Origin of the sequence: Kribbella sp. NPDC050281, from assembly GCF_040655855.1 — a bacterium.
GTDB lineage: Bacteria > Actinomycetota > Actinomycetes > Propionibacteriales > Kribbellaceae > Kribbella.
The window spans coordinates 48,240-67,552 of sequence record NZ_JBFAKS010000034.1 but is presented as its reverse complement, the minus strand read 5'-3'; the positions used below and the strand labels follow the sequence as shown (position 1 = coordinate 67,552).

General features: G+C 68.5%; 18 protein-coding genes. 4 read left to right on the top strand and 14 right to left on the bottom strand.

The features are described 5' to 3' along the window. Window positions 1-122: 122 nt before the first annotated feature. From coaD to AB0I34_RS31110, 4 genes are read right to left on the bottom strand one after another with little or no spacing between them, the layout of a single operon-like run. Window positions 123-593: a pantetheine-phosphate adenylyltransferase gene (gene coaD / locus AB0I34_RS31125; RefSeq protein ID WP_360451994.1), complete on the bottom strand. Its 471-nt coding sequence runs from the start codon at window positions 591-593 to the stop codon at window positions 123-125. After that, window positions 586-1,146 (bottom strand): 16S rRNA (guanine(966)-N(2))-methyltransferase RsmD, encoded by a 561-nt coding sequence (rsmD, locus tag AB0I34_RS31120; protein WP_360451992.1) that lies wholly within the window; start codon window positions 1,144-1,146, stop codon window positions 586-588. Before rsmD ends, coaD begins: the two co-directional genes overlap by 8 nt. After that, entirely contained in the window at window positions 1,143-3,380 is a 2,238-nt protein-coding gene (gene recG, locus AB0I34_RS31115; protein ID WP_360451990.1) for an ATP-dependent DNA helicase RecG, read from the bottom strand. Before recG ends, rsmD begins: the two co-directional genes overlap by 4 nt. 8 nt (window positions 3,381-3,388) lie before the next feature. Beyond that, entirely contained in the window at window positions 3,389-5,008 is a 1,620-nt protein-coding gene (locus AB0I34_RS31110) for a DAK2 domain-containing protein (protein WP_360451988.1), read from the bottom strand. Between the two features lie 158 nt (window positions 5,009-5,166). On the opposite strand from AB0I34_RS31110, the gene AB0I34_RS31105 reads away from it, so the two are divergent. After that, window positions 5,167-6,159, top strand: a complete 993-nt coding sequence (locus AB0I34_RS31105) for an SAM-dependent methyltransferase (RefSeq protein ID WP_360451986.1) — start codon at window positions 5,167-5,169, stop codon at window positions 6,157-6,159. 70 nt (window positions 6,160-6,229) lie between these two features. On the opposite strand, the gene rpmB is transcribed toward AB0I34_RS31105, so the two are convergent. From rpmB to AB0I34_RS31080, 5 genes are all read right to left on the bottom strand, one after another. Beyond that, window positions 6,230-6,451, bottom strand: a complete 222-nt coding sequence (rpmB, locus tag AB0I34_RS31100) for a 50S ribosomal protein L28 (protein ID WP_131355194.1) — start codon at window positions 6,449-6,451, stop codon at window positions 6,230-6,232. Window positions 6,452-6,535: 84 nt separating this feature from the next. After that, the gene (locus AB0I34_RS31095; RefSeq protein ID WP_360451984.1) at window positions 6,536-8,518 is read right to left on the bottom strand and encodes an aldo/keto reductase; all 1,983 of its coding nucleotides are present in this window, start codon (window positions 8,516-8,518) and stop codon (window positions 6,536-6,538) included. A 30-nt stretch (window positions 8,519-8,548) separates the two neighbouring features. Continuing rightward, a complete protein-coding gene (locus AB0I34_RS31090; protein ID WP_131517772.1) occupies window positions 8,549-9,376 on the bottom strand; it encodes a carbohydrate ABC transporter permease in 828 nt (275 codons plus the stop codon). Beyond that, window positions 9,366-10,433 (bottom strand): sugar ABC transporter permease, encoded by a 1,068-nt coding sequence (locus AB0I34_RS31085; RefSeq protein WP_360451982.1) that lies wholly within the window; start codon window positions 10,431-10,433, stop codon window positions 9,366-9,368. Before AB0I34_RS31085 ends, AB0I34_RS31090 begins: the two co-directional genes overlap by 11 nt. Window position 10,434: 1 nt before the next feature. Next, window positions 10,435-11,718 (bottom strand): ABC transporter substrate-binding protein, encoded by a 1,284-nt coding sequence (locus AB0I34_RS31080; protein ID WP_360451980.1) that lies wholly within the window; start codon window positions 11,716-11,718, stop codon window positions 10,435-10,437. Between the two features lie 122 nt (window positions 11,719-11,840). Here AB0I34_RS31080 and AB0I34_RS31075 point away from each other — a divergent pair, with 122 nt between their 5' ends. Together AB0I34_RS31075 and AB0I34_RS31070 are read left to right on the top strand one after the other, a co-directional pair. Then, complete coding sequence (locus AB0I34_RS31075; protein WP_360451978.1) at window positions 11,841-12,461, top strand: HAD-IA family hydrolase; 621 nt, start codon at window positions 11,841-11,843, stop codon at window positions 12,459-12,461. A gap of 89 nt (window positions 12,462-12,550) precedes the next feature. Continuing rightward, entirely contained in the window at window positions 12,551-14,131 is a 1,581-nt protein-coding gene (locus tag AB0I34_RS31070) for a GxGYxYP domain-containing protein (protein WP_360451976.1), read from the top strand. Between the two features lie 74 nt (window positions 14,132-14,205). Here AB0I34_RS31070 and AB0I34_RS31065 read toward each other — a convergent pair whose 3' ends face one another. From AB0I34_RS31065 to AB0I34_RS31055, 3 genes are all read right to left on the bottom strand, one after another. Then, window positions 14,206-14,688: a GNAT family N-acetyltransferase gene (locus AB0I34_RS31065; RefSeq protein ID WP_360451974.1), complete on the bottom strand. Its 483-nt coding sequence runs from the start codon at window positions 14,686-14,688 to the stop codon at window positions 14,206-14,208. A gap of 117 nt (window positions 14,689-14,805) precedes the next feature. Beyond that, entirely contained in the window at window positions 14,806-16,083 is a 1,278-nt protein-coding gene (locus AB0I34_RS31060) for an MFS transporter (protein WP_360451972.1), read from the bottom strand. Then, on the bottom strand, window positions 16,080-16,703 hold the full coding sequence (locus tag AB0I34_RS31055; RefSeq protein ID WP_360451970.1) for an HAD-IA family hydrolase: 624 nt from the start codon (window positions 16,701-16,703) through the stop codon (window positions 16,080-16,082). The genes AB0I34_RS31060 and AB0I34_RS31055 overlap by 4 nt, the downstream gene beginning before the upstream one ends. A gap of 48 nt (window positions 16,704-16,751) precedes the next feature. On the opposite strand from AB0I34_RS31055, the gene AB0I34_RS31050 reads away from it, so the two are divergent. Then, window positions 16,752-17,909 carry an ROK family transcriptional regulator gene (locus tag AB0I34_RS31050; protein WP_360451968.1) on the top strand — a complete coding sequence of 386 codons (1,158 nt, stop codon included), beginning with the start codon at window positions 16,752-16,754 and terminating at the stop codon, window positions 17,907-17,909. On the opposite strand, the gene AB0I34_RS31045 is transcribed toward AB0I34_RS31050, so the two are convergent. Then, the gene (locus tag AB0I34_RS31045) at window positions 17,899-18,507 is read right to left on the bottom strand and encodes a DinB family protein (RefSeq protein ID WP_360451966.1); all 609 of its coding nucleotides are present in this window, start codon (window positions 18,505-18,507) and stop codon (window positions 17,899-17,901) included. The two genes, AB0I34_RS31050 and AB0I34_RS31045, sit on opposite strands and share 11 nt — an antisense overlap. Then, window positions 18,504-19,313: a bifunctional hydroxymethylpyrimidine kinase/phosphomethylpyrimidine kinase gene (thiD, locus tag AB0I34_RS31040; RefSeq protein WP_360451964.1), complete on the bottom strand. Its 810-nt coding sequence runs from the start codon at window positions 19,311-19,313 to the stop codon at window positions 18,504-18,506. The genes AB0I34_RS31045 and thiD overlap by 4 nt, the downstream gene beginning before the upstream one ends.

Here is a 19,313-nt window from a genome sequence, read left to right as displayed (position 1 = left end):
ACCGCGGGTCCAAGACGCTCAGGACGTTCCTCTCAGGCGTGGGCAAGGCAAAATCTCGGTCTCGTCGAGACCGGTTGTCTAGATTACCAACTCCGCGCCCAGTCGCCCAATTCGGGGTACATCTAGAACTTCGCCAGTAACCGGGAGTGAACAGCCGGGGTCACGAATGAGCTCACGTCCCCGCCGAGGCGGGCGATCTCCTTGACCCAGCTGGAGGAGATGAAAGCGTTCTCCGCCCGGGTCGGCATGAACAGCGTGTCGACCCCGGTCATCGCGCGGTTGAGCTGGGCCATCTGCAGTTCGTAATCATAGTCGGCCGCCGACCGCAGGCCCTTCACGATCACTCCGGCGCCCTCGGCCCGGCAGTAGTCGACCAGCAGCCCCTCGAAGGTCCCGATCCGCACGTTGCCGAACGGCGCGGCGAGCTCGGTCAGCATCTCCACCCGCTCGTCGGGGCTGAACAGCCGGTTCTTGGACTGGTTCACGCCGGCCGCGACGATCACCTCGTCGAAGGCGGCGGCCGCCCGGGTGACGATGTCCAGATGCCCGACCGTCGGCGGGTCGAAGGTGCCGGGGAAGACCGCCCTACTCATGGCGGTGACCGTACCAAAGCCGGGCCTCGCCGTACTTGCGGTCCCGCAGCGCGGCGAAACCTTCCGGCCACTCCCACGGCTCCCGCTTGCCGCGCTCGACCACGACGACCGCGTCGTCGGCCAGCCACCCGTTCGCGGCCAGGCCGATCAGCACGTCCTGCAACTCCTCCGTCTCCAGCTTGTACGGCGGATCCGCGAACACCAGGTCGAAGACCGCGGGGCTCTCCCCCGCCGTGACCTTCTCCACCGGACGGGTCAGCACGGTCGCGCCGGGCAAGCCCACGGCCTTGATGTTGGCCGCGATCACCTCGGCCGCCCTCCGGTCTGACTCCACCAGGACCGCGCGCACCGCTCCCCGGGACAGCGCCTCGAGTCCGATCGCGCCCGAGCCGGCGTACAGGTCGAGCACGGCGAGCCCGTGGAGGCTGCCGAACTCGGACTCCAGCGACGAGAACAGCGCCTCCCGGACCCGATCCGCGGTCGGCCGCGTCCCGCTCCCCGGAGGTACGGCGATCCGCCGCCCGCCGGCCGCTCCCCCGACGATCCGGCTCACGTCTTCTCCAGGTACTCGGTCGTCTCCGACTCCAGAGCGCTCCGAACGAACGACCGGAGCGCCGGGTACTCGGCCAGTTCGGCGTCGACCGAGACGATCGAGTTCGCCACGTGCCGGGCGGCGAAGATGATGTCCTCGTCCCGCAGCACGCTCAGCAGCTTCAGACTGCTCCGCCGACCCGACTGCGCAACGCCCAGCACGTCACCCTCACGCCGGGTCTCGAGGTCGATCCGCGACAGCTCGAACCCGTCCGTCGTCGATGCGACCGCGTCCAGGCGCCCGTACGACTTCGAGCCCGCCCACAGGTCCGTCACCAGCAGGCACAGCCCTGGCACCTTGCCCCGACCTACCCGGCCGCGGAGCTGGTGCAGCTGGGAGATGCCGAACCGGTCGGCGTCCATGATCACCATCGTCGACGCGTTCGGTACGTCGACGCCGACCTCGATCACCGTGGTCGCGATCAGCACATCGACCTCACCGGCCGCGAACCGCGACATCACCGCGTCCTTCTCCTCGGCCGGCAGCCGGCCGTGCAGGATCTCGACCCGCAGGTCGTGCAGGATCTCGCCCAGCGCCTCGGCCACCTGAAGGACCGAGATCGGCGGCCGCGCCTGCTGCTTCTTCCCGCTGCCCTTCTCGTCCTCGCCGGCGACGAACTCACCTTCCTCGTCGGCCGCGTTCTTCACGTCGTCACCGATCCGCGGGCACACGACGTACGCCTGATGGCCCTTGCCGACCTCCTCGCGGACCCGGGCCCAGGCCCGCTGCAGCCAGTCCGGCTTCTCCTTCGCGGGGACCACGGACGACTGGATCGGCGAGCGTCCGGCCGGGAGCTCGGTCAGCGTCGAGACGGACAGGTCGCCGAACACCGTCATCGCCACGGTCCGCGGGATGGGTGTCGCCGTCATCACCAGCACGTGCGGAGTGTTCTCGCCGGACTTCTGACTCAGCGCCGCCCGTTGCTCGACCCCGAACCGGTGCTGCTCGTCGACCACCACGAGCCCGAGATCCGCGAACTGCACCTTGTCCTCGAGCAGCGCGTGCGTCCCGACCACGATCCCCGCGGCGCCACTGGCCGCGTCGAGCATCGCCGCACGACGGGCCGCCGCACCCAGGGAACCGGTGAGCAGCCCCACCCGGGTGGCCCGCTCCGCGCCGCCGAGCATGCCCTCCTCGGCCAGATCGCCGAGCATCTTCGTCAGCGTCTTGTGGTGCTGGGTGGCGAGCACCTCGGTCGGGGCCAGCAGCACCGCCTGACCGCCGGAGTCGACCACGGACAGCATCGCCCGCAGCGCGACCACGGTCTTGCCGGAGCCGACCTCGCCCTGCAACAGGCGGTGCATCGGATGCGGCCGGGCCAGGTCGGCGAAGATCTCCTCGCCCACCTCAGCCTGGCCGGCAGTGAGCTCGAACGGCAGCCGCTGGTCGAACTCGTCCAGCATCCCGCCCTCGGTCCGCGGCCGCGGGATCGCGTTCAGCGCGTCGGTGACGGCCCGGCGCTGGGCCAGGATCGTCTGCATCACCAGGGCTTCCTCGAACCGGAACCGGTGCTGCGCGTCGCGGATGTCCTTCTCGGTGTCCGGCAGGTGCACCTTCTGCAGGGCCTCGCGCAGGCTGAGCAGCTTCTCCTTGCGCAGGATCAGCTCCGGGATCGGGTCGTCGAGACCCTCGTCCAGGCTGTCCAGGACGATCTTGACGCTCCGCTCGATCGTTGCGGTCGGCAACTTCGCGGTGGCCGGGTAGAGCGGCCGGAACGGCCGGGCCCGGCGTTCGATCTCGGCCTCGGACAAGTCCTCCTCGTCGAGGATCTCGGTGCCCGGGCTCTTCAGTTGCATGATGTCGCGGAACATCGTCACCTCGCCCCAGAACAGGGCGGCCGTCCCCGGCGTCAGCTTGGTCGCCAGCCAGGGCTGGTTGAAGAAGGCCAGCTCCAGGTCGCGCCGGCCGTCGGTGACGACGACCTTGGTCAGGGTCTTGCGCCGGGCCCACTTCTGGACGTCGGTGAGCGGGATCTCGGCCTTGGTGTCCAGCGACCGCACGGTGACCTTCTTGACCCGGCCGTTGACAGTCGCCTGGTCGCCCACCTCGAGCTCGTCGAAGGGGGTCAGCTCACCCTTCTTCAGGTACCGGCGCGGGTAGTGCCGCAGCAGGTCGCCGACGGTCTCGATGGCGAGCACGTCCGCGAAGATCTTCGCCGTCCTGGCACCGAGGAAGTCGCGGACCTTCCTGTCCATATCCGTTGTCATTCCACCCCGATCAGCAGCGGGTACCTGTCCTGCCCTCCGTCGTACACCACGACGTCGACATCTTTGCGGTTCCGCCGCACGTGCCGCTCCAGAGCCGCCGCCAGGGCGGGGTCCGCGTCCCGGCCGGTGACGATGGTGAGCAACTCGCCTCCGCCGCCGAGCAGCCGGTCGACCACGCCGAACGCCGCCTCCTCCAGATCCTCCGTGATCAGCGCGAAATCGCCGTCGACCACGCCCAGTGCGTCGCCGACCCGGCACATGCCGGCCATCGTCCACGCGTCCTTCACCGCGATCGTGACGGCGCCGTGGCGGGTCTGCCCGGCCGCCGCCGAGAGGTGTACGACGTCGTCGTCGAAGTTGCGCTCCGGGTCGTGGACGGCGATCGCCGCCAGCCCCTGGACCTGGGCCCGGGTCGGGATCACGGCCACCCGGATCCCGTCCTGGCGGGCCGCGGTCGCGGCGGCCTCGGCGACCGCGAGCGAGTCGCTGTCGTTGGGCAGCAGCACGATCTCGGGCGCCTTCGACTTCTCCATCGCGCGCAGCAGTTCCCCGGTCGAGCACCGCCGCCCCGGTCCGCCGATGATGACCTGCGCCCCGGCCTCGGTGAACAGGTCCGCCAATCCGTCACCGGCGACGACCGCGATCACCGCGCGGCCCGGCGGCGGCTCGTGCTGGGCCTGGTCGGCGAAGTGGGTGACCCGGATCCGGTGCGGCCGACCGATGTCGATGCCGTGCTCGATCGCGGCACCCACGTCGTCGGTGTGGACGTGGACGTTCCACAACCCGTCTCCGCCGACGACGACGACCGAGTCGCCGAGACCGGCCAGGATCTGCCGGAAGTCGGCGACCTTGTCGTCCGGTGCGTCCAGCAGGTACATCACCTCGTACGCCGGCCCGTCCTGGCTCTCGGCGTTCTCACCTTGAGGCTCGACCCGGGCCGGTACCTCGACCCGCACGATCCGCCCGGTGAGCACGGACTCCATCGCGCCGAGGATCACCACGAGACCCGCTCCCCCGGCATCCACGACGCCCGCGCGCCGCAGTACGTCGAGCTGCTCGGTCGTCCTGGTGAGCGCCTGCCGGGCGGATGCGACGGCGGCCAGGCACACGTCCGCCAGGCTCTTCCCGTCGTTCGCGGCCGTGATCGCGCCGGTCGCCGCAGCCCGGGCCACGGTGAGCATGGTCCCCTCGACCGGTTGCGCGACCGCACCGTAGGCGGCATCGGCGGCGTACTTCAGGGCATCCGCGAACGCGGCCGGCTCGCTCATCCGGGGGTCGGCCAGTACGGCGTTGTCATCGGCAGCCTGGTCACGCGGGAGGTTCTCGGCGAGGCGCAGGCCGCAGGCACGGATCAGCTGGGAGGTGATGACACCGGAGTTGCCGCGGGCGCCGAGCAACGCGCCGCGGCCGAACGCCTGGATGGCCTCGCTGAAGGTCAGCTCGCCCGCGGGCAGCGCGTCGCAGGCGGCTTCCCAGGTCAGGTAGAGGTTGGTGCCCGTATCACCGTCCGGCACCGGGTACACGTTCAGCTCGTCGATCTCGGTCCGCGCCCGCCCCAACTCGACCAGCGCCGTCCGAGCCCAGGCCCGCAACACCTCGACCGTCAGTTCCTCCACGCCCAAACCCTAGCGACCCGGCTCTCGGCGTACCGAACGACAGGAGGTAGTCCCCCAACCAAGGCTTCCGGCGCACCTCGTCAGGCGTGCGCGGGCATCTACGTACACGACTACGTCCTGTCGTTCGGTACGCAGAGCCGGGTCGCTAGGGTTCGGGGGTGAGCGTGTTGTTCTCGGTTGCTGCCGACAGTTACGAGTGGGCGGTGCGGGAGATCCGGGGCGAGTTCGGCCGCGAGCTGCGGATCGAGCGGGTCAGCGGTGACCTGGGGCGCATCGTCGACGGCCCGGCCGTGGGTGAGCTCGCGGCGGCGTGCGACGCGGGGCGGATCGTGTTGGTCCGGCATCTGACTACCGAGATCGCCAGCTTCGACGAGCTGCCCCCGGACTACGAGCTGGCCGAGCTGGTGCTCAGCGCCCTGCCCGACTACCCGAAAGCGCTCGCGGTGCAGGCCTGGACCGACGGCGCAGGCACCGGCGGGTCGTACTACCACCGGCTCGAGGGCGCCCTCACCGAGCGTGGGGTGAGTGTTACCCGCTCCGGGCAGGAGTTCGTCGTCTCCTGCTTCGTGGGCCGGCGAGCGGTCCTGCTCGGCCTCAACCGCCGCGCTGACAGCTTGTCGGACTGGCCGGGTGGGCGGATGCGGTTGGCTCGGGGTGAGGAGCGGGTGTCGCGGTCGGAGTTCAAGTTGGAGGAGGCGATCGCGACCTTCGGGCTGGAGCTTGCGCCGGGTGGGAAGGCGGTCGACCTGGGTGCGTCGCCGGGCGGGTGGACGCGGATCCTGCGCCAGCACGGGCAGGAGGTGTGGTCGGTGGACCCCGGTTCGCTGGACCAGCGGCTGCAGCGTGACCGTGGAATCCATCACGCGGCGACGACGGCCGGGCGGTTCTTCGCGGAGAACCGGGTGCGGTTCGACGTGGTGGTCAACGACATGCGGATGGATCAGGTGATGAGCGCCCGGATGATGGTCGACGCGGCGGCGCACCTGCGCCGTGGCGGACTCGCGATCGTCACGCTGAAGGGCGGCGGGAAGAACCCGCTCGACGGCGCCCGGCGCGGTATTGACGTGCTGCGCCGGCAGTACGACGTACTGCACGCCCGGCAACTGCACCACAACCGGAACGAGATCACCGTCGTGGCCCACAAGGTCTGAGAAGACGCGAAAGAGGCGCCCGGGTGATCCCGGGCGCCTGTTTCAGGCCCTACAACGGAGAAAGCTGGGGTCAGCCGACGACGCGCTGGACCTTGCCGGCCTTGATGCAGGACGTGCAGACCTTCAGGCGGGTCGGGGTGCCCTTGATGAGCGCCCGGACCGGCTGGATGTTGGGGTTGAACCGCCGCGGCGTACGAGCCTTGACCCGACGGATCATCGCGCCCTTACCCAGGCGGGCAACGTTGTTGCCGAACGTCGGCTGCTTGCCGCAGACATCGCACTTCTTAGACATGATTCTCCGTGTTCAGGGTCGTGACACCGACAGACCATGTTACATGCGGCCTGACGCACGACCAATTCGGTCCACACTCGCCGATCAGGCAGTGAGGTAGGCCACTTCCTCGTCCGTGAGGGTGACCGACAGCCCCGGTGTCGAGGTCCGGGTCTCGCTGACGTGCCGCGGCCCGATCAGCGGGAACACCGGGTACGGCTGGTGCAGCAGCCAGGCCAGCGCGATCGCCGTCGGCTCGACTCCCTTGGCGGCCGCCAGCTCCCGCGCCCGGTCGAGCCTACGGAAGTTCTCGTCAGAGTAGAAACAGCGCACCAGTTCCTCGTCCGACCGGTCCTCCGGTTTCGCCCGCCCGGTGAAGAACCCGCGCGCCTGGCTCGACCAGGGGAACAGCGCGACCTGCCTCTCCCGCAGCCACGCCTGCGACTCGTCGTCGGAGACGTGCCGGCAGCCCTTCCACGGTACGTCGTACGCCCGCGCGAGGCTGAGGTGGTTGCTGAGTAGTGTGAACGGCTGCTTGCCGTTGGCCTCGGCGTACGCGTTGGCCTCGTCGAACCGCGACAGCGACCAGTTGGAGCCCCCGTACGCCTTGATCCGGCCGGCCTTGAAGTGCTCGTCGAGGACATCGACGAACTCCGAGACACCGATGTCCTCGTTGTCGCGGTGCATCATGTAGAGGTCGACGTGGTCGGTCTGCAGCCGCTCGAGGCTCTCGTGCAGCTGCTGCGTGATCGACTCCGGATCGCAGTGCGGCGTGTGCGCACCCTTGCCGATGACAACGATCTCGTCGCGGTTACCGCGGGACGTGATCCACTGACCGAGCAGCTTCTCGCCCCGGCCGCCGCCGTAGATGTAGGCGGTGTCGAACGTCGTTCCGCCGCGCTCGACGAAGTCGTCGAAGACCACCGCGGCGTGGGTGAGCGTCTGCTGGTTGTCGACGCCCATCACGAGCCGGGAGACGGGCTTGTCGAGCCCGGGCACCTTGCCGTAGATCATCGGGGCATCGGCGCGCTTGGCCAGCGGGCGGCCGGTGGCGGTCGGGATCTTGGCGTCGTCCCGCTCGCTCGCGTACTGCTGCCCGATCGCCGCCCGCCACGCGTCCTGGACGGTCAGGTTGCCGAGAGTGTCGGCCCAGCTCATCTCCGGTGCCTGCCGTTGCTCGATCGCCCGCGCGACCGCCTCGGCCTCGGCCGCGTAGATGAGCGCCGGGTCCGCGGAGATGTCCCGCGGCTCCTCCCCCACCTTGTGCAGGGTGACGTGGGTCGGCTTGCCGTCGCCACCGAACCACGGGTCCTCGACCACCAGGTAGCCCTTGCTGCCGAAGATGCGGACCTGGTTCTGGTCCCCGAGTCGCACGCCGGTGCTCACCTGTGCGGTCACGCCGCCCTCGAAGAACAGCGTCGCCACGGTCCATTCGTCGGCGCCGGTTTCGCCGACCGTGCCGACCGCGGTCACCGCGGCCGGGTCGGCGAACGGCTGTCCCGTCGCCGCGCCGGCAATCAGCCGGGCCATCGAGACCGGGTAGCCGCCGACGTCGAGGATGCCGCCACCGGCCAGCTCGTCGGCGAAGATCCGCGACTCCGGCCGGAACGACGACGCGAACGCGAACGTCGCCTGGATCTGGTGGACGGTGCCGAGCTCGCCGTCGCGGACCAGCTGGGCGATCAGCTTGGTCTGCGGCAGGCAGCGGTACATGTACGCCTCCATCAGGAAGACGTCGTTGCGGACCGCGGCCTCGATCATCGCCTCGGCCCAGGCCTTGTTGATCGCCAGCGGCTTCTCGCACAGCACGTGCTTGCCGGCCTCGGCGGCCTTGATCGCCCACTCGACGTGCATCGGGTGCGGCGTCGCGATGTAGACCGCGTCCACGGTCTCGTCGGCGAGCAGGTCGTCGTACGACGCGTGCCGGTTGGCGATGTCCCACTTGTCGGCGAAGGCGTTGGCGGAGTCGATCGACCGGCTGCCGACGGCGACGACCGAGTTCGTCGGCGAGGTCGGCACCTGGCTGGCGAACCGGGACGCGATGTTCCCGGTGCCGAGGATGCCCCAGCGGAGCTTGGTGTCAGTCAAGAGGTGTCCCGTTTTCGTTGTCGGTGTGGATCAGAATTTCATGGCGCCGGCGGCCAGATCGGAGATGAAGTGCCGGCCGCCGATCAGGAAGACCCCGATCAACGGTATGACGCTCATCAGGGCGCCGGCCATGACCATGGAGTAGTCGGTGCCGTAGATGCCGTTGAGCTGGTCCAGGGCGACCTGCAGGGTGAGCCGGTTCGGGTCGGTCATCACGATCAGCGGCCAGAGGTAGTCGTTCCAGACGTTGATGAAGGTGAAGATGCCGAGGAACGCGAGGCCGGGCCGCAGTACCGGCAGCCCGACGGTCAGGTACTGCCGGAAGAAACCGGCCCCGTCGACCTTGGCGGCCGAGATGAGTTCGTCCGGGATCGCGCCGGCGGCGTACTGGCGCATCCAGAAGATTCCGAACGCGTTCGCCGCGCCCGGGATGATGAGTGCCTTCAGCGACCCGATCCAGCCGAACTCCGCGAGCGTGACGAACTGCGGCACCAGCGACAGCTGGGTCGGGATCATGAAGGTTGCCAGCAGCAACCCGAAGAGAAAGTTGCGGCCGGGGAACTCGTACTTCGCGAACGCGAACGCGGCCAGCGAGTCGAAGAACAGGATCAGGACGGTGACGCCGAGGGAGGCGATCAGGGTGAGCAGCATCGCTCCGAAGAAGTCGATGTTGTCGAGCACCTTGCCCATGTTCTCGAACAGGTGGGAGCCGATCACCAGCTTCGGCGGGTAGCTGAAGATGTCCGGTGTGGTGTTCGAGGCCATCACCAGCATCCAGTAGAACGGGAAGATCGAGACCACGACGCCGAGCATCAAGACGATGTGCCCGACCGTGGTGCGGATGCGCTCAATGGACATCGGCGGCCTCCTTCGTGGTCTGCTGCGCTTCCTCCTGCTGTGCGGCCCGCCCGGCGACCTTCTGGGCGGCGATGTTGCGCTCGGCCCGGCGGGCGGCGCGACGGGCGATCCGCTCGTTGTCCCGGCCGCCGATCAACCGCCAGTTGATGATCGAGAACAGCACGATGAGGATGAACAGCGCCCAGCCGATCGCGGCGCCGTACCCGAACTGGTTGTTGATGAACGCGCTCTGGTACAGGTACGACACGATCGTCATACCGGCGTTGCCGGGGCCGCCGATGTTGTTGGTGTCACCAAACAGAACCCGGGATTCGGTGAAGATCTGCAGTCCGCCGATGGTCGAGGTGACCGCGGTGAACAGGATCACCGGCCGCAGCATCGGCACCGTGATCCGCCAGAACACCTGCCGCGAACTGGCGCCGTCGACCTTGGCCGCCTCGTACACGTCGGCCGAGATCGCCTGCAGGCCGGCCAGGAAGATGATCGCGTTGTAGCCGACCCAGCGCCAGGTGACGATGGTGGCGATCGCGATCTTGATCCCCCACGGCTGGGTCAGCCATTCGACCTTGCCCAGGCCGACCGACTGCAGGAACGCGTTCAGGAGGCCGAAGTTGTTGCTGAAGATCGATCCGAACACCAGGGTGACCGCGACCACCGAGGTGACGTTGGGGATGAAGTAGGCGATCCGGTAGAAGCTGCGGAACCGGGTGGCGTTGTGCAACGCGTTGGCGATCACGAGCGCGAGCAGCAACATCGGCACGGTCGACAGCACCCAGATGATCAGCGTGTTGCCGATCGCCTGCCAGAACTTCGGATCGCCGAGCAGGTAGCTGTACTGCTGCAGGCCGACCCAGGTCATCGACCCGATGCCGTCCCAGTCGTGGAACGAGATCCAGATCGAGAACAGCACCGGGAAGGCGCCGAAGATCGCGAACAGGATGAAGAACGGCGCGACGGCGGCGTACTGCGGGAATGCCTGGCGGTACTTGCCCGGCGGCTTGGCGGTCGTGGTGTCGGTGCTGCGGACGGCCGCGGGAAGTGTTTTGGTCGCAGTCATCTCAGATCGCCCCCGCCCGGGTGAGTTCACGTTCGACCTGGTGCTGTGCGTCGCTCCAGGCCTGGTCCGGTGACTTGCCGGCCACTTCGACGTTCACGAGTTCGGCGCTGATCGGCGCACCGATGATCGAGTCGAACGGCGAGAAGTAGGCGCCCGGGTACTTCGTCGCCGACTCCGCGAACACCTCGACGATCTTCTGACCGCCGAAGAACGGATCCGGCGCGGCCAGCCGGGAATCGGTGTAACTGGCCGGCGTTGACGGGAACAGCACCGGGTCGAGGAACGCCTGTGCCTGGTTCTTCGCCGACTCCAGCCAGCTGATGAACGCGAAGGCCGCCTCGGGGTTCTTGCAGTACTTCGTGATGCCCAGGAAGGACCCGCCGCGGTTGCCGGCGCCACCAGGAGCCGCCGTCACCCGCCAGAGTCCCTTCGTCTTGGGCGCTGCGTTCTTCGGACCGAGCTGGGCCCACCAGACCGCTGCGTTGAAGGCGACCAGCTTGCCGTTCGTCACGACCGCGTCCGCGTCGGTCGAACCGTCCTGCGCGTTGGCGGACAACCCTTCCTTGACCACGCGGATGGCCAGGTCGAACGCCTCCCGGACGTGGTCCTGGTCGCCGATGTACTGCCCGTCCACGGTCATGTACCGCTTCGGCTGCTGCGCCATCCGGTAGGCGAAGATGCTGTTGATGTTGTCGGTGATCGACGCGCCGGGGACGGCCTGCTTCACCTTCTTGCCGAGCGCGATGTAGGTGTCCCAGTCCGGCGCGAGCTCGGCGACCGCGGCGGGGTCGATGTCGATGCCGGCCTTGCTGAAGACGTCGGTGCGGTAGAACAGCGCCGTCGGACCGGTGTCCATCGGGTAGGCCATCATCTTGTTGTCCGGCGTGACCCCGAGCTTCCATTTCCAGGGCAGGAACTCACTCTCGCGCTCCTTGGCTCCGAGCTCGAACAGGTCGTGGAACTGGTCGGCGTTCGGGAAGTACGTCGCCACGTCGTCGTTGATCGCGACGATGTCGGGGACCAGCGACTTGCCGGCCAGCGAGGTCAGCACCTTGGTCTTGTAGTTGCTGCCGATCCGGGTCATCGACAGCCGCAGCCCGTCGTGCCCCGGGATCGCCTTCTCCGCCTGGCCGATCAGGTCGTCGTTCACCGATCCGACCCAGGTCCACATGCTCAGCTCGTCGGATCCGCCGAGCGAACTTCGGGAGCCACATCCGCTCAGACCGGTGCTCGCGGCCGCGGCGCCGGCACCGAACGCGAGGAACTTCCTTCTGCTCAGACTCATACGCCTCACCTGGCGCTTTCTGTTGTTTTTCGCCGGAAGGTGTCCAGATATGTTTACGTAGCCACCAAGGTAAGCGCATACCGACTGAACCGGTCAAGGCCCCGGGCTGACAGGATGGATTCATGCCGACGACCTCTGTCACCGCCGTCCTGTTCGACGCCGACGGCGTGCTCCAGCGCCCCAGCCAGGATTGGTTCGCCCGCCTGAACTCCCTCGTCCCCGCCGACAGCGAGACCTTTCTGGCCGAGCTGATGGCCGCGGAGAAGCCCAGCCTGGTCGGCAAGGTCGACTTCCGGGACGCACTCGCCGAGGTCCTGCAGCGCTGGAACTCCACCGCGACGGTGGAGGAGGCGCTCGAGCCGTGGCACTGGTTCGAGGCGGAGCCGGCCGTGGTGTCGTTGATCCAGGAGCTGCGCGCCGCCGGGATCGGGTGCCACCTCGCGACCAACCAGCAGGCGTACCGGCGGTCGCTCATGCACGACGAGCGCGGGTACGGCGAGTGGTTCGACCAGAGCTTCTACTCGTGCGATCTGGGGCTGGCCAAGCCTGATCCGGCGTACTTCCGGGCGATCCTGGCCGCGATCGACGTACCGGCGTCGTCGGTGCTGTTCATCGACGACAACGAAGCCAATGTGGCGGGCGCTGCGAGCGTCGGGCTGCACGCTGAGGTGTACGACCTGTCGACCGGGGTGGACACGTTGGTGGGGCTGCTGCGCCGTTACGGGTTGCCGATTCCGGGCTGACCTCTTGTGAGGCGGTGACGGCTTGTGGCATGGTCTCGGGGCAGATGACAACGTAGGACAGTCCACCAGCCGCTCCCTGGAGGCACCGCATGTCCGATCGACGACGTCTCACCCGCCGGCACGCCCTCGGCCTGACCGCGGGGCTGGGCCTGGCGTCCCTTGCTCCGTCAGTCGCTGTGCCTTCCTTCGCTTCCGCCTCCACTGCTGCGGCCTACCCCAAAGGCCAGCGACCGCGGCTGCTGAACGTTCTGACCGAGGACTCGCTGAGTCCCGCCGAGCGGACGCTCGCGACCACGCTGCAAGGGCTGCTGGCCCGCCGCGGTGGCGAGTCGCTCTACCTGAACATCCCGTCGCTCGGATACCAGATCTGGCTGGACGACCTCGTCTCCCGGTACGGCGTTCGCACGCGTCCCGGCGACCTGTGGACAACCGTCACCCGGTCCGGCATCGACGGATATGTTCTCTTCCGAACGGGCACCCCGTCGGTCAACGTCGCGACCACGCTCTCCGGACTGACCGGTGCGGTGGCCGTCGAGGAGAGCCTGGAGGCGCTCGCCGTCCAGCACGGACTGCACAAGGTGCTGGACGTGCGGGACAAGGACGACCGCTGGGTGCTGGACAACTACTGGCCACGGTTGCGGCACGACGTCGCGATCGAGCAGAAGGGAGACTGGCCGGAGCGACTGCGGGACTACGTGACGATGGCGGGGACGCTCGCCTTCTTCGACGGCAACTCGGACTTCCGCGCCGAGGTGGTCGACGCGCTCGACGACGACGCGACCGTGATCGGCTGGGGCGACGCATCGAACGGCGAGGACGCCTTCATCGGCGTGAACTCCACCGCCGGCGTCAAGGCGTTGCCCGCCGACCACGCCCGCAACCTGTCGGTGCTGTCGGGCATCCGGGAAGACCGCTTGACGCAGAGCGGAGGGGGTGGGGGGAGGGCCCTCGAACCGGACCCGAATGCCCACTACGTCACCTTCCTGATTACTGACGGGGACAACATTCAGTGGATGCTCGGGGACTTCCCGACCGACCCGCGGTGGTTCGGGAGTCCTCGGCGCGGGGAGGTCGACCTGGGTTGGGGCATCTCGCCGTCGCTGATCGATCTCGCTCCCTCGGTGATGCGCTGGTACTACGACCAGTCGCGCAAGGACCGCTGGGTCGTCGGACCGTCTGGCGGCGGCTACATGTACCCGAGCCGCTACCCCGCCGCCGCACTGGACAAGCACACTGCTTCCCTGGCGAAGGCGATGGGCCGCGCAGACCTCTCCGTCGCACAGATCATCGACTTCGACGCGTTCGAGAACACCGGCCTGTGGTCGTCGTACCTCAAGCGCCGTGAGATCGACGGACTCATCTACCTCGAGTACTCCCGCTACGACGGCCTGAAGGGCAAGGTCGTCTGGTCCGAGGGCAAGCCGGTCATCTCCGCCCGCACGATGCTCTGGGACGGACTCGACGGCGCCGACGAGGCTTCAGTGACAGCCGAACTCAACGCAGCCACGCGCAACCCGCACTCCACGGCCGGCTACTCGGTGGTCGTCTGGCACGCGTGGAGCAAGTCCGTCGACAACGTGCTGGCTGTTGTCGACGGACTCGACCCCCACGTGAAGGTCGTCCCGCCGGACACCTTGGTAAAGATGGTCGGGCAGTACGCGCGACCGTGAACACCTTGTGGTGACCGCGGACAGGTCATGCCATGTCCGCGGTCACCACGTCCTGTCCGCGGCCCCGGGTGCCCCTAGAGGGTGCGGTAGTAGACCGCGACGGGGAGTTTGATGCAGCCGAGGCTTTCGTAGAGGGCACGGGCGGGGGCGTGGAAGTCGTCTCCGCCGGTGCCGATCTCGACGACGTCCGCGCCCAGGCTTCGCATCCCGTCGAACGCGTGCTCACACAGGGCGGTGGCGAGGTTCTCCCGGCGGTGCTGAGTTGCGACGGCGAGGATGATCACCTCGCCATGCCGCCGGTCGGGCTCGACGCCCCAGGCCACGTAGCCGGCGAGTACGCCGCTCTCCTCGGCGATCGCGACGTACTTGTGCTGGTCCGGATCATGCAGCCCGGCGACCTGCTTGTGGTAGTCGTCGCGCCAGTTGCCGTGCTGGATGCCGAAGATCGTCTCGCCGACCAGCGGACGGAACGAGTCCTCGTAGAACGGGCCGAACGTCTCGATGGTGAACTCGATCAGCCGGGGCAGGTCAGAGTGAACGTACGAACGAATGAACATGGAGTGTGCCTCTCGCACTGAAGGGAATCGGGCGCGTGTGACCCACCTCGCAGCGCGCGCTGCGACGGGTCGACCTTCAGCGGCGAGTACGTCCCGCGGCGAAACACTCCATGCACGTCATGCTACGTGGCCCGATCGCAGCGTCGTCGCTGCACGCTGGTGCCGAGAGCGTCTCGGCCCGCGGCTCAGAACGAAGAGGGTTGCGAGGAGCGGGAGGGTGACGAGGTACGCCGTACGAAGGTCGAGGACGCGAGCCAGTACGGCGAGGAGAGCCGGGGCGATCAGGATGGCGACGCCGGAGGCGAGGGCTCCGACGGCTGCGAGGCGGGCGGGGCTGAGGCCAGGTGTCGCGACCAGCGCGGCGAGGGTGACCGGGTACAGCGGCGCTATGCCGAAGCCGGCCACTCCCAGTCCGAGCGCCACTGCCGCGGGCGAGTCGAACAGACTGACGAGCAACGTGCCGGCGATCGCCAGAAGTCCACTGGGTACGACGGGGGACCATGCCCGCCAGTGGATTGGACCGATGGTCCGACCGACTGCCATGCCGATGGGGAAGGCACTCCCCAGCAGGGCAGCTGTTGCCGTCGGCAACCCGGTGGAGACCAGGCGGGCCACCGCCCAGACCACGAAGCAGAACTCGACCGCGACGGCCAGCACGATCCGCAGCCAGCCGCGACCGACCTCCAGAACCACCGCCCTCCCCAGCCTGCGAGGCACGAAGCCCTTGAGACCACGTCCGGTCCGCCGTCCGAACCACCGCTTGCCGAGACCCACTGCCGGAGCCGAGTCGATGAGTACGGGTACAGGCGCCTCCCTGACTGGAGGCGACGGTGAGGCGGTGCGCCAGGTGAGGACGGCCAGGAGGAGTAGGGGTGGGACAGCGGCCAGGATGGCGAGGCGGCCAGTGGGGCCCAGCGAGTCGAGGGCGCCGATGGCGAGCGGGGCGAGGATGCCGGTGCCGCTGGCGACCGCATTGACCCGGCTGAGACGGGCAGCCGCTGTGGGACCGTTCAGCATCAGTGGGGCGACCAGGACGAGCAGTGCGCCGCCCAGCCCGATACACAGTCCACCGGCGACCGCCACGGCGTACACCGGGGCCAGTGCGAGGAGCACTATCCCGGCGGAGCAGACAACCGACCCGAGGGCGAGGACGGTGGTGATCGGCCAGGTGCGGAGCAGTCGTGGACCGACCAGCGCGACGATCAGGAGGCCGATCGCGAAACCCGACGACAGCAGAGCCAACCGACTGGTCGGTTCGTCCAGATCGCGCGCCAGGATCGCGATGCAGGCTCCCAGTCCGGCCAGCACGAACCCCATCGACGAGAGCCCGATTCCGATCTGGACCTCATCACGGCGGATCCGCACTCCGGACATCTCGGTGATCTCGGCGCTCATTCGACGTGTGCGGAGAACAAGGCGACGAGGCGGTGCAGGTCGGGCAGTTCGATGTCGGCGGTCGTCCCCTTCAGGCCGGCCGTGACCGCACCGGCCGCGCGGCCGGCGGCCAGCCCGACCTCGGTGTCCTCGACCACCAGACACTCCTCAGCAGGTACGCCGACCAGCTCGGCGGCCCGCAGATACCCCTCCGGGTCCGGCTTGCCGCGGCTGACGTCATCGACGGTGACCAGGATCGACGGAGAGATCCCGGTAGCTCCGAGGCGGACCTTCGCCAGCCGGGTGGACGCACTCGTGAAGACGGCCCACGGCAGACCGAGCCGTTCCAGCACCTCGATCAACTCATGGGCACCAGGTGCAGCCACGACGTCGGCCAGGTCCTCGCACTCGAGATCCAGCAGCCGCCCCGCGGCCGCGGACACCTCCGCCGCCGCGAGATCGGGCCGCAGCCTCGCGATCGTCGCCTCGGACGGACTGCCGTGAGCGATCGCCAGTGCGTCGGCCGGCCGTACGCCGTACTCCTCCGCCCAGAGCGTCCAGGTCCGGTCGACGGCACCGTCGGAGTCGACCAGGGTGCCGTCCATGTCGAACAGCACCGCGCGGATGTCGGGAAGCCCCATCACCCCTCCAATTAAACTCGTCCCACGAGCATAAGGTAGAAGGATGCTATGACTCCAGTGCGCCGGGGACAGTGGCAGACGGCTTCCGACGTACTGGTGCGGGTGAGCCGTCAGCCGGGGATCACGCGTGCCGCCGTGGCGCGGGAGCTGCGGCTGAGCACGAGTTCGGCGACTGAGGTGACCGCTCGGCTACGCGACGTACGGCTGCTGACCGAGGCGCCGGCGCCCAGTCAGGGGCGCGGACGGCCGACGACAGTACTGCGGGCGCACCCGCAAGGGCCTGTGGCGCTCGCGCTGGACCTGAGGCAGGGCAGTTGGCGCAGTGCTGTGGTCTCGGTCGACGCGTCCTTCCTGGAGCAGCAGTCCAAGCGGCATCGAAGCCGACGTTCCCAGGTCGTGCTCAGCAACCTGCAGAAAGAGGTAGAGCGGGCACACCGGCAGTACGGCGCTCGGTTGCGGGTCGTCAGCCTGGCGGCGCCGGGCACCATCCGGGACAACCGTTTGATGCAGGCGCCGACGCTGGACTGGGCCGAGCTCGACCTCGAGACCGTCACAGCTCGGACCGGCATACCTCTACTCGCCGGCAACGACGCGACGCTGAGCGGTGTGGCCGAAGCACGCACGGGTGCTGCCGCGGGAGCCGGTACGGCGTTGCACCTCATCGTCGAGGTGGGTCTCGGCGGCACGCTGATCATCGACGGCGTACCAGCGCAGGGAGCGTCGGGCGCCGGCGGTGAGTACGGACATGTCCCGTTCGGGGATCGCACTCGGTCGTGCCCATGCGGTGCGCGCGGCTGCTGGGACCTGGACATCGACGGGCGCGCACTGGCCAGGCATCTCAAGGAGACCGCACCGGACGATCCGTACGCCTATGCCGAGGCTGTGCTCCACCGCACGGACCGTGCAGCGGCCCGGGCAGTCGCCAAGGTGGTCACAGCGTTGGGCACCGGCATCGCCGGTCTGGTCAACGCACACGACCCCGACGTGGTCACGCTGGGCGGTCTGGCCATCCCACTTCGCGCTGCCGCCGAGACGTCGTTCGAGCAGGCCTACCTAGCCGGTCTGATGACCTTCCACCGCAATTCTCCCCCGCCGGTCCTGTCGGCCACGCACCAACCAGACGGCCCGCTCCGCGGTGCGGCAGCAATGGCACTCGATCACCTCACCAGCGAGCCCTCCATAGCGACCTGGGCCGCTAGTCAATAGTGGTCTCCTCCACTGCCGGAGGCGGCTCGGGCTTTGCCTTGGAGACGATCGGGGGCTCCACCTCCGCGAGGATGGTGATGAGGTCGAGCCGGTGGTGCTGAATCTCGTGTGCGGTGTGGCGGATGATCCAGCCCAGCGTGCGCGGCGCACGGACCGGGTAGTTGTAGAGGCCGAGCTTGCCGAGCTGCGGCGGGGTCAGCACCCGTGCGGCGGCACCGAACTCGCGGGCGAACCGCACCAGCGCGGCCGCCACTTCCATCGGGTCCTGGTGCTCGTACTTGAGCTGCTTCACCCGACCGGTCCGGTCCATCGGCGCGTACACCGGCCGGTCCTCCGCCAGGCACTGCGCGATCCGGTGCCGCTGCGTCTCGAGTACGTCCCGCACGTGGCACGCGTACTCGATCGCCGACCACACGTCAGGCTCCGGCCGCAGCCGTACGACGTTCGGATCCGGACCGGCCGCAGCCTTGGTCAGAGCCATGCTGCAGTCCGCCGCCTGCCGGATGAGCAGGGTCACCGTGCCCTGCAGGTCACCCGTGTCGTAGTTGAAGCCGCACTGCTCGCAGTACCCGTCCACCGGGGGCTGCTGCTTCGTCAACTGCCACTCCCTCGAAATCTCCACGCGTGATCGACCGGACCGATTCCACCACCGAGTGCGAACCCGGCCGCGATCGCCCCGGTCACGTACTCCTTCGCAGCGCCGACCGCACTCGGTACGTCGTACCCACGCGCCAGGTACGACGCGATGGCGCTGGCCAAGGTGCATCCGGTGCCGTGGGTGTGCCGGTTGTCCGCCCGGACAGCGCTGTAGGACCGTCGTACCCCTGGACCGTGCAGCACGTCCACTGCCGCCGTACCGACGTCGTGGCCGCCCTTCACCAGGACCCACGTGGCCCCGGCGTCCATGAGCAGCTTCGCGGCGAGCTCACGGTCCTCGATGGTCTCCAACTCGATTCCGGCGACTGGTCCGAGCTCGGTCAGGTTCGGCGTCAGGACGGTTGCCAGCGGCACGATCTCGGTCCGTATGGCGTCCATCGCGTCGGCGGCCAGCAGCGCATCACCGTGCTTGGACACCGACACCGGATCGACCACCACCGGCACGGACGGCGGCAGCGTCCGTAGCAGGGACGCCACCACTCCGACCATCCGGGCAGAGGCCAGCATGCCGGTCTTCACCGCATCCACACCGATGTCGTCCACAACACTGTGGAACTGGGCGCGGACCTGCTCCTCCGGCAGCTCCCACGCACCCTGCACGCCGAGACTGTTCTGCGCCGTGATCGCGGTCAGCACGCTCATGCCATGGACACCGTTGGCCAGCATGGACTTGAGGTCGGCCTGGATTCCCGCTCCGCCGCCGGAGTCCGAACCGGCGATCGTGAGCACCCTGGGCAATCGAGTCAT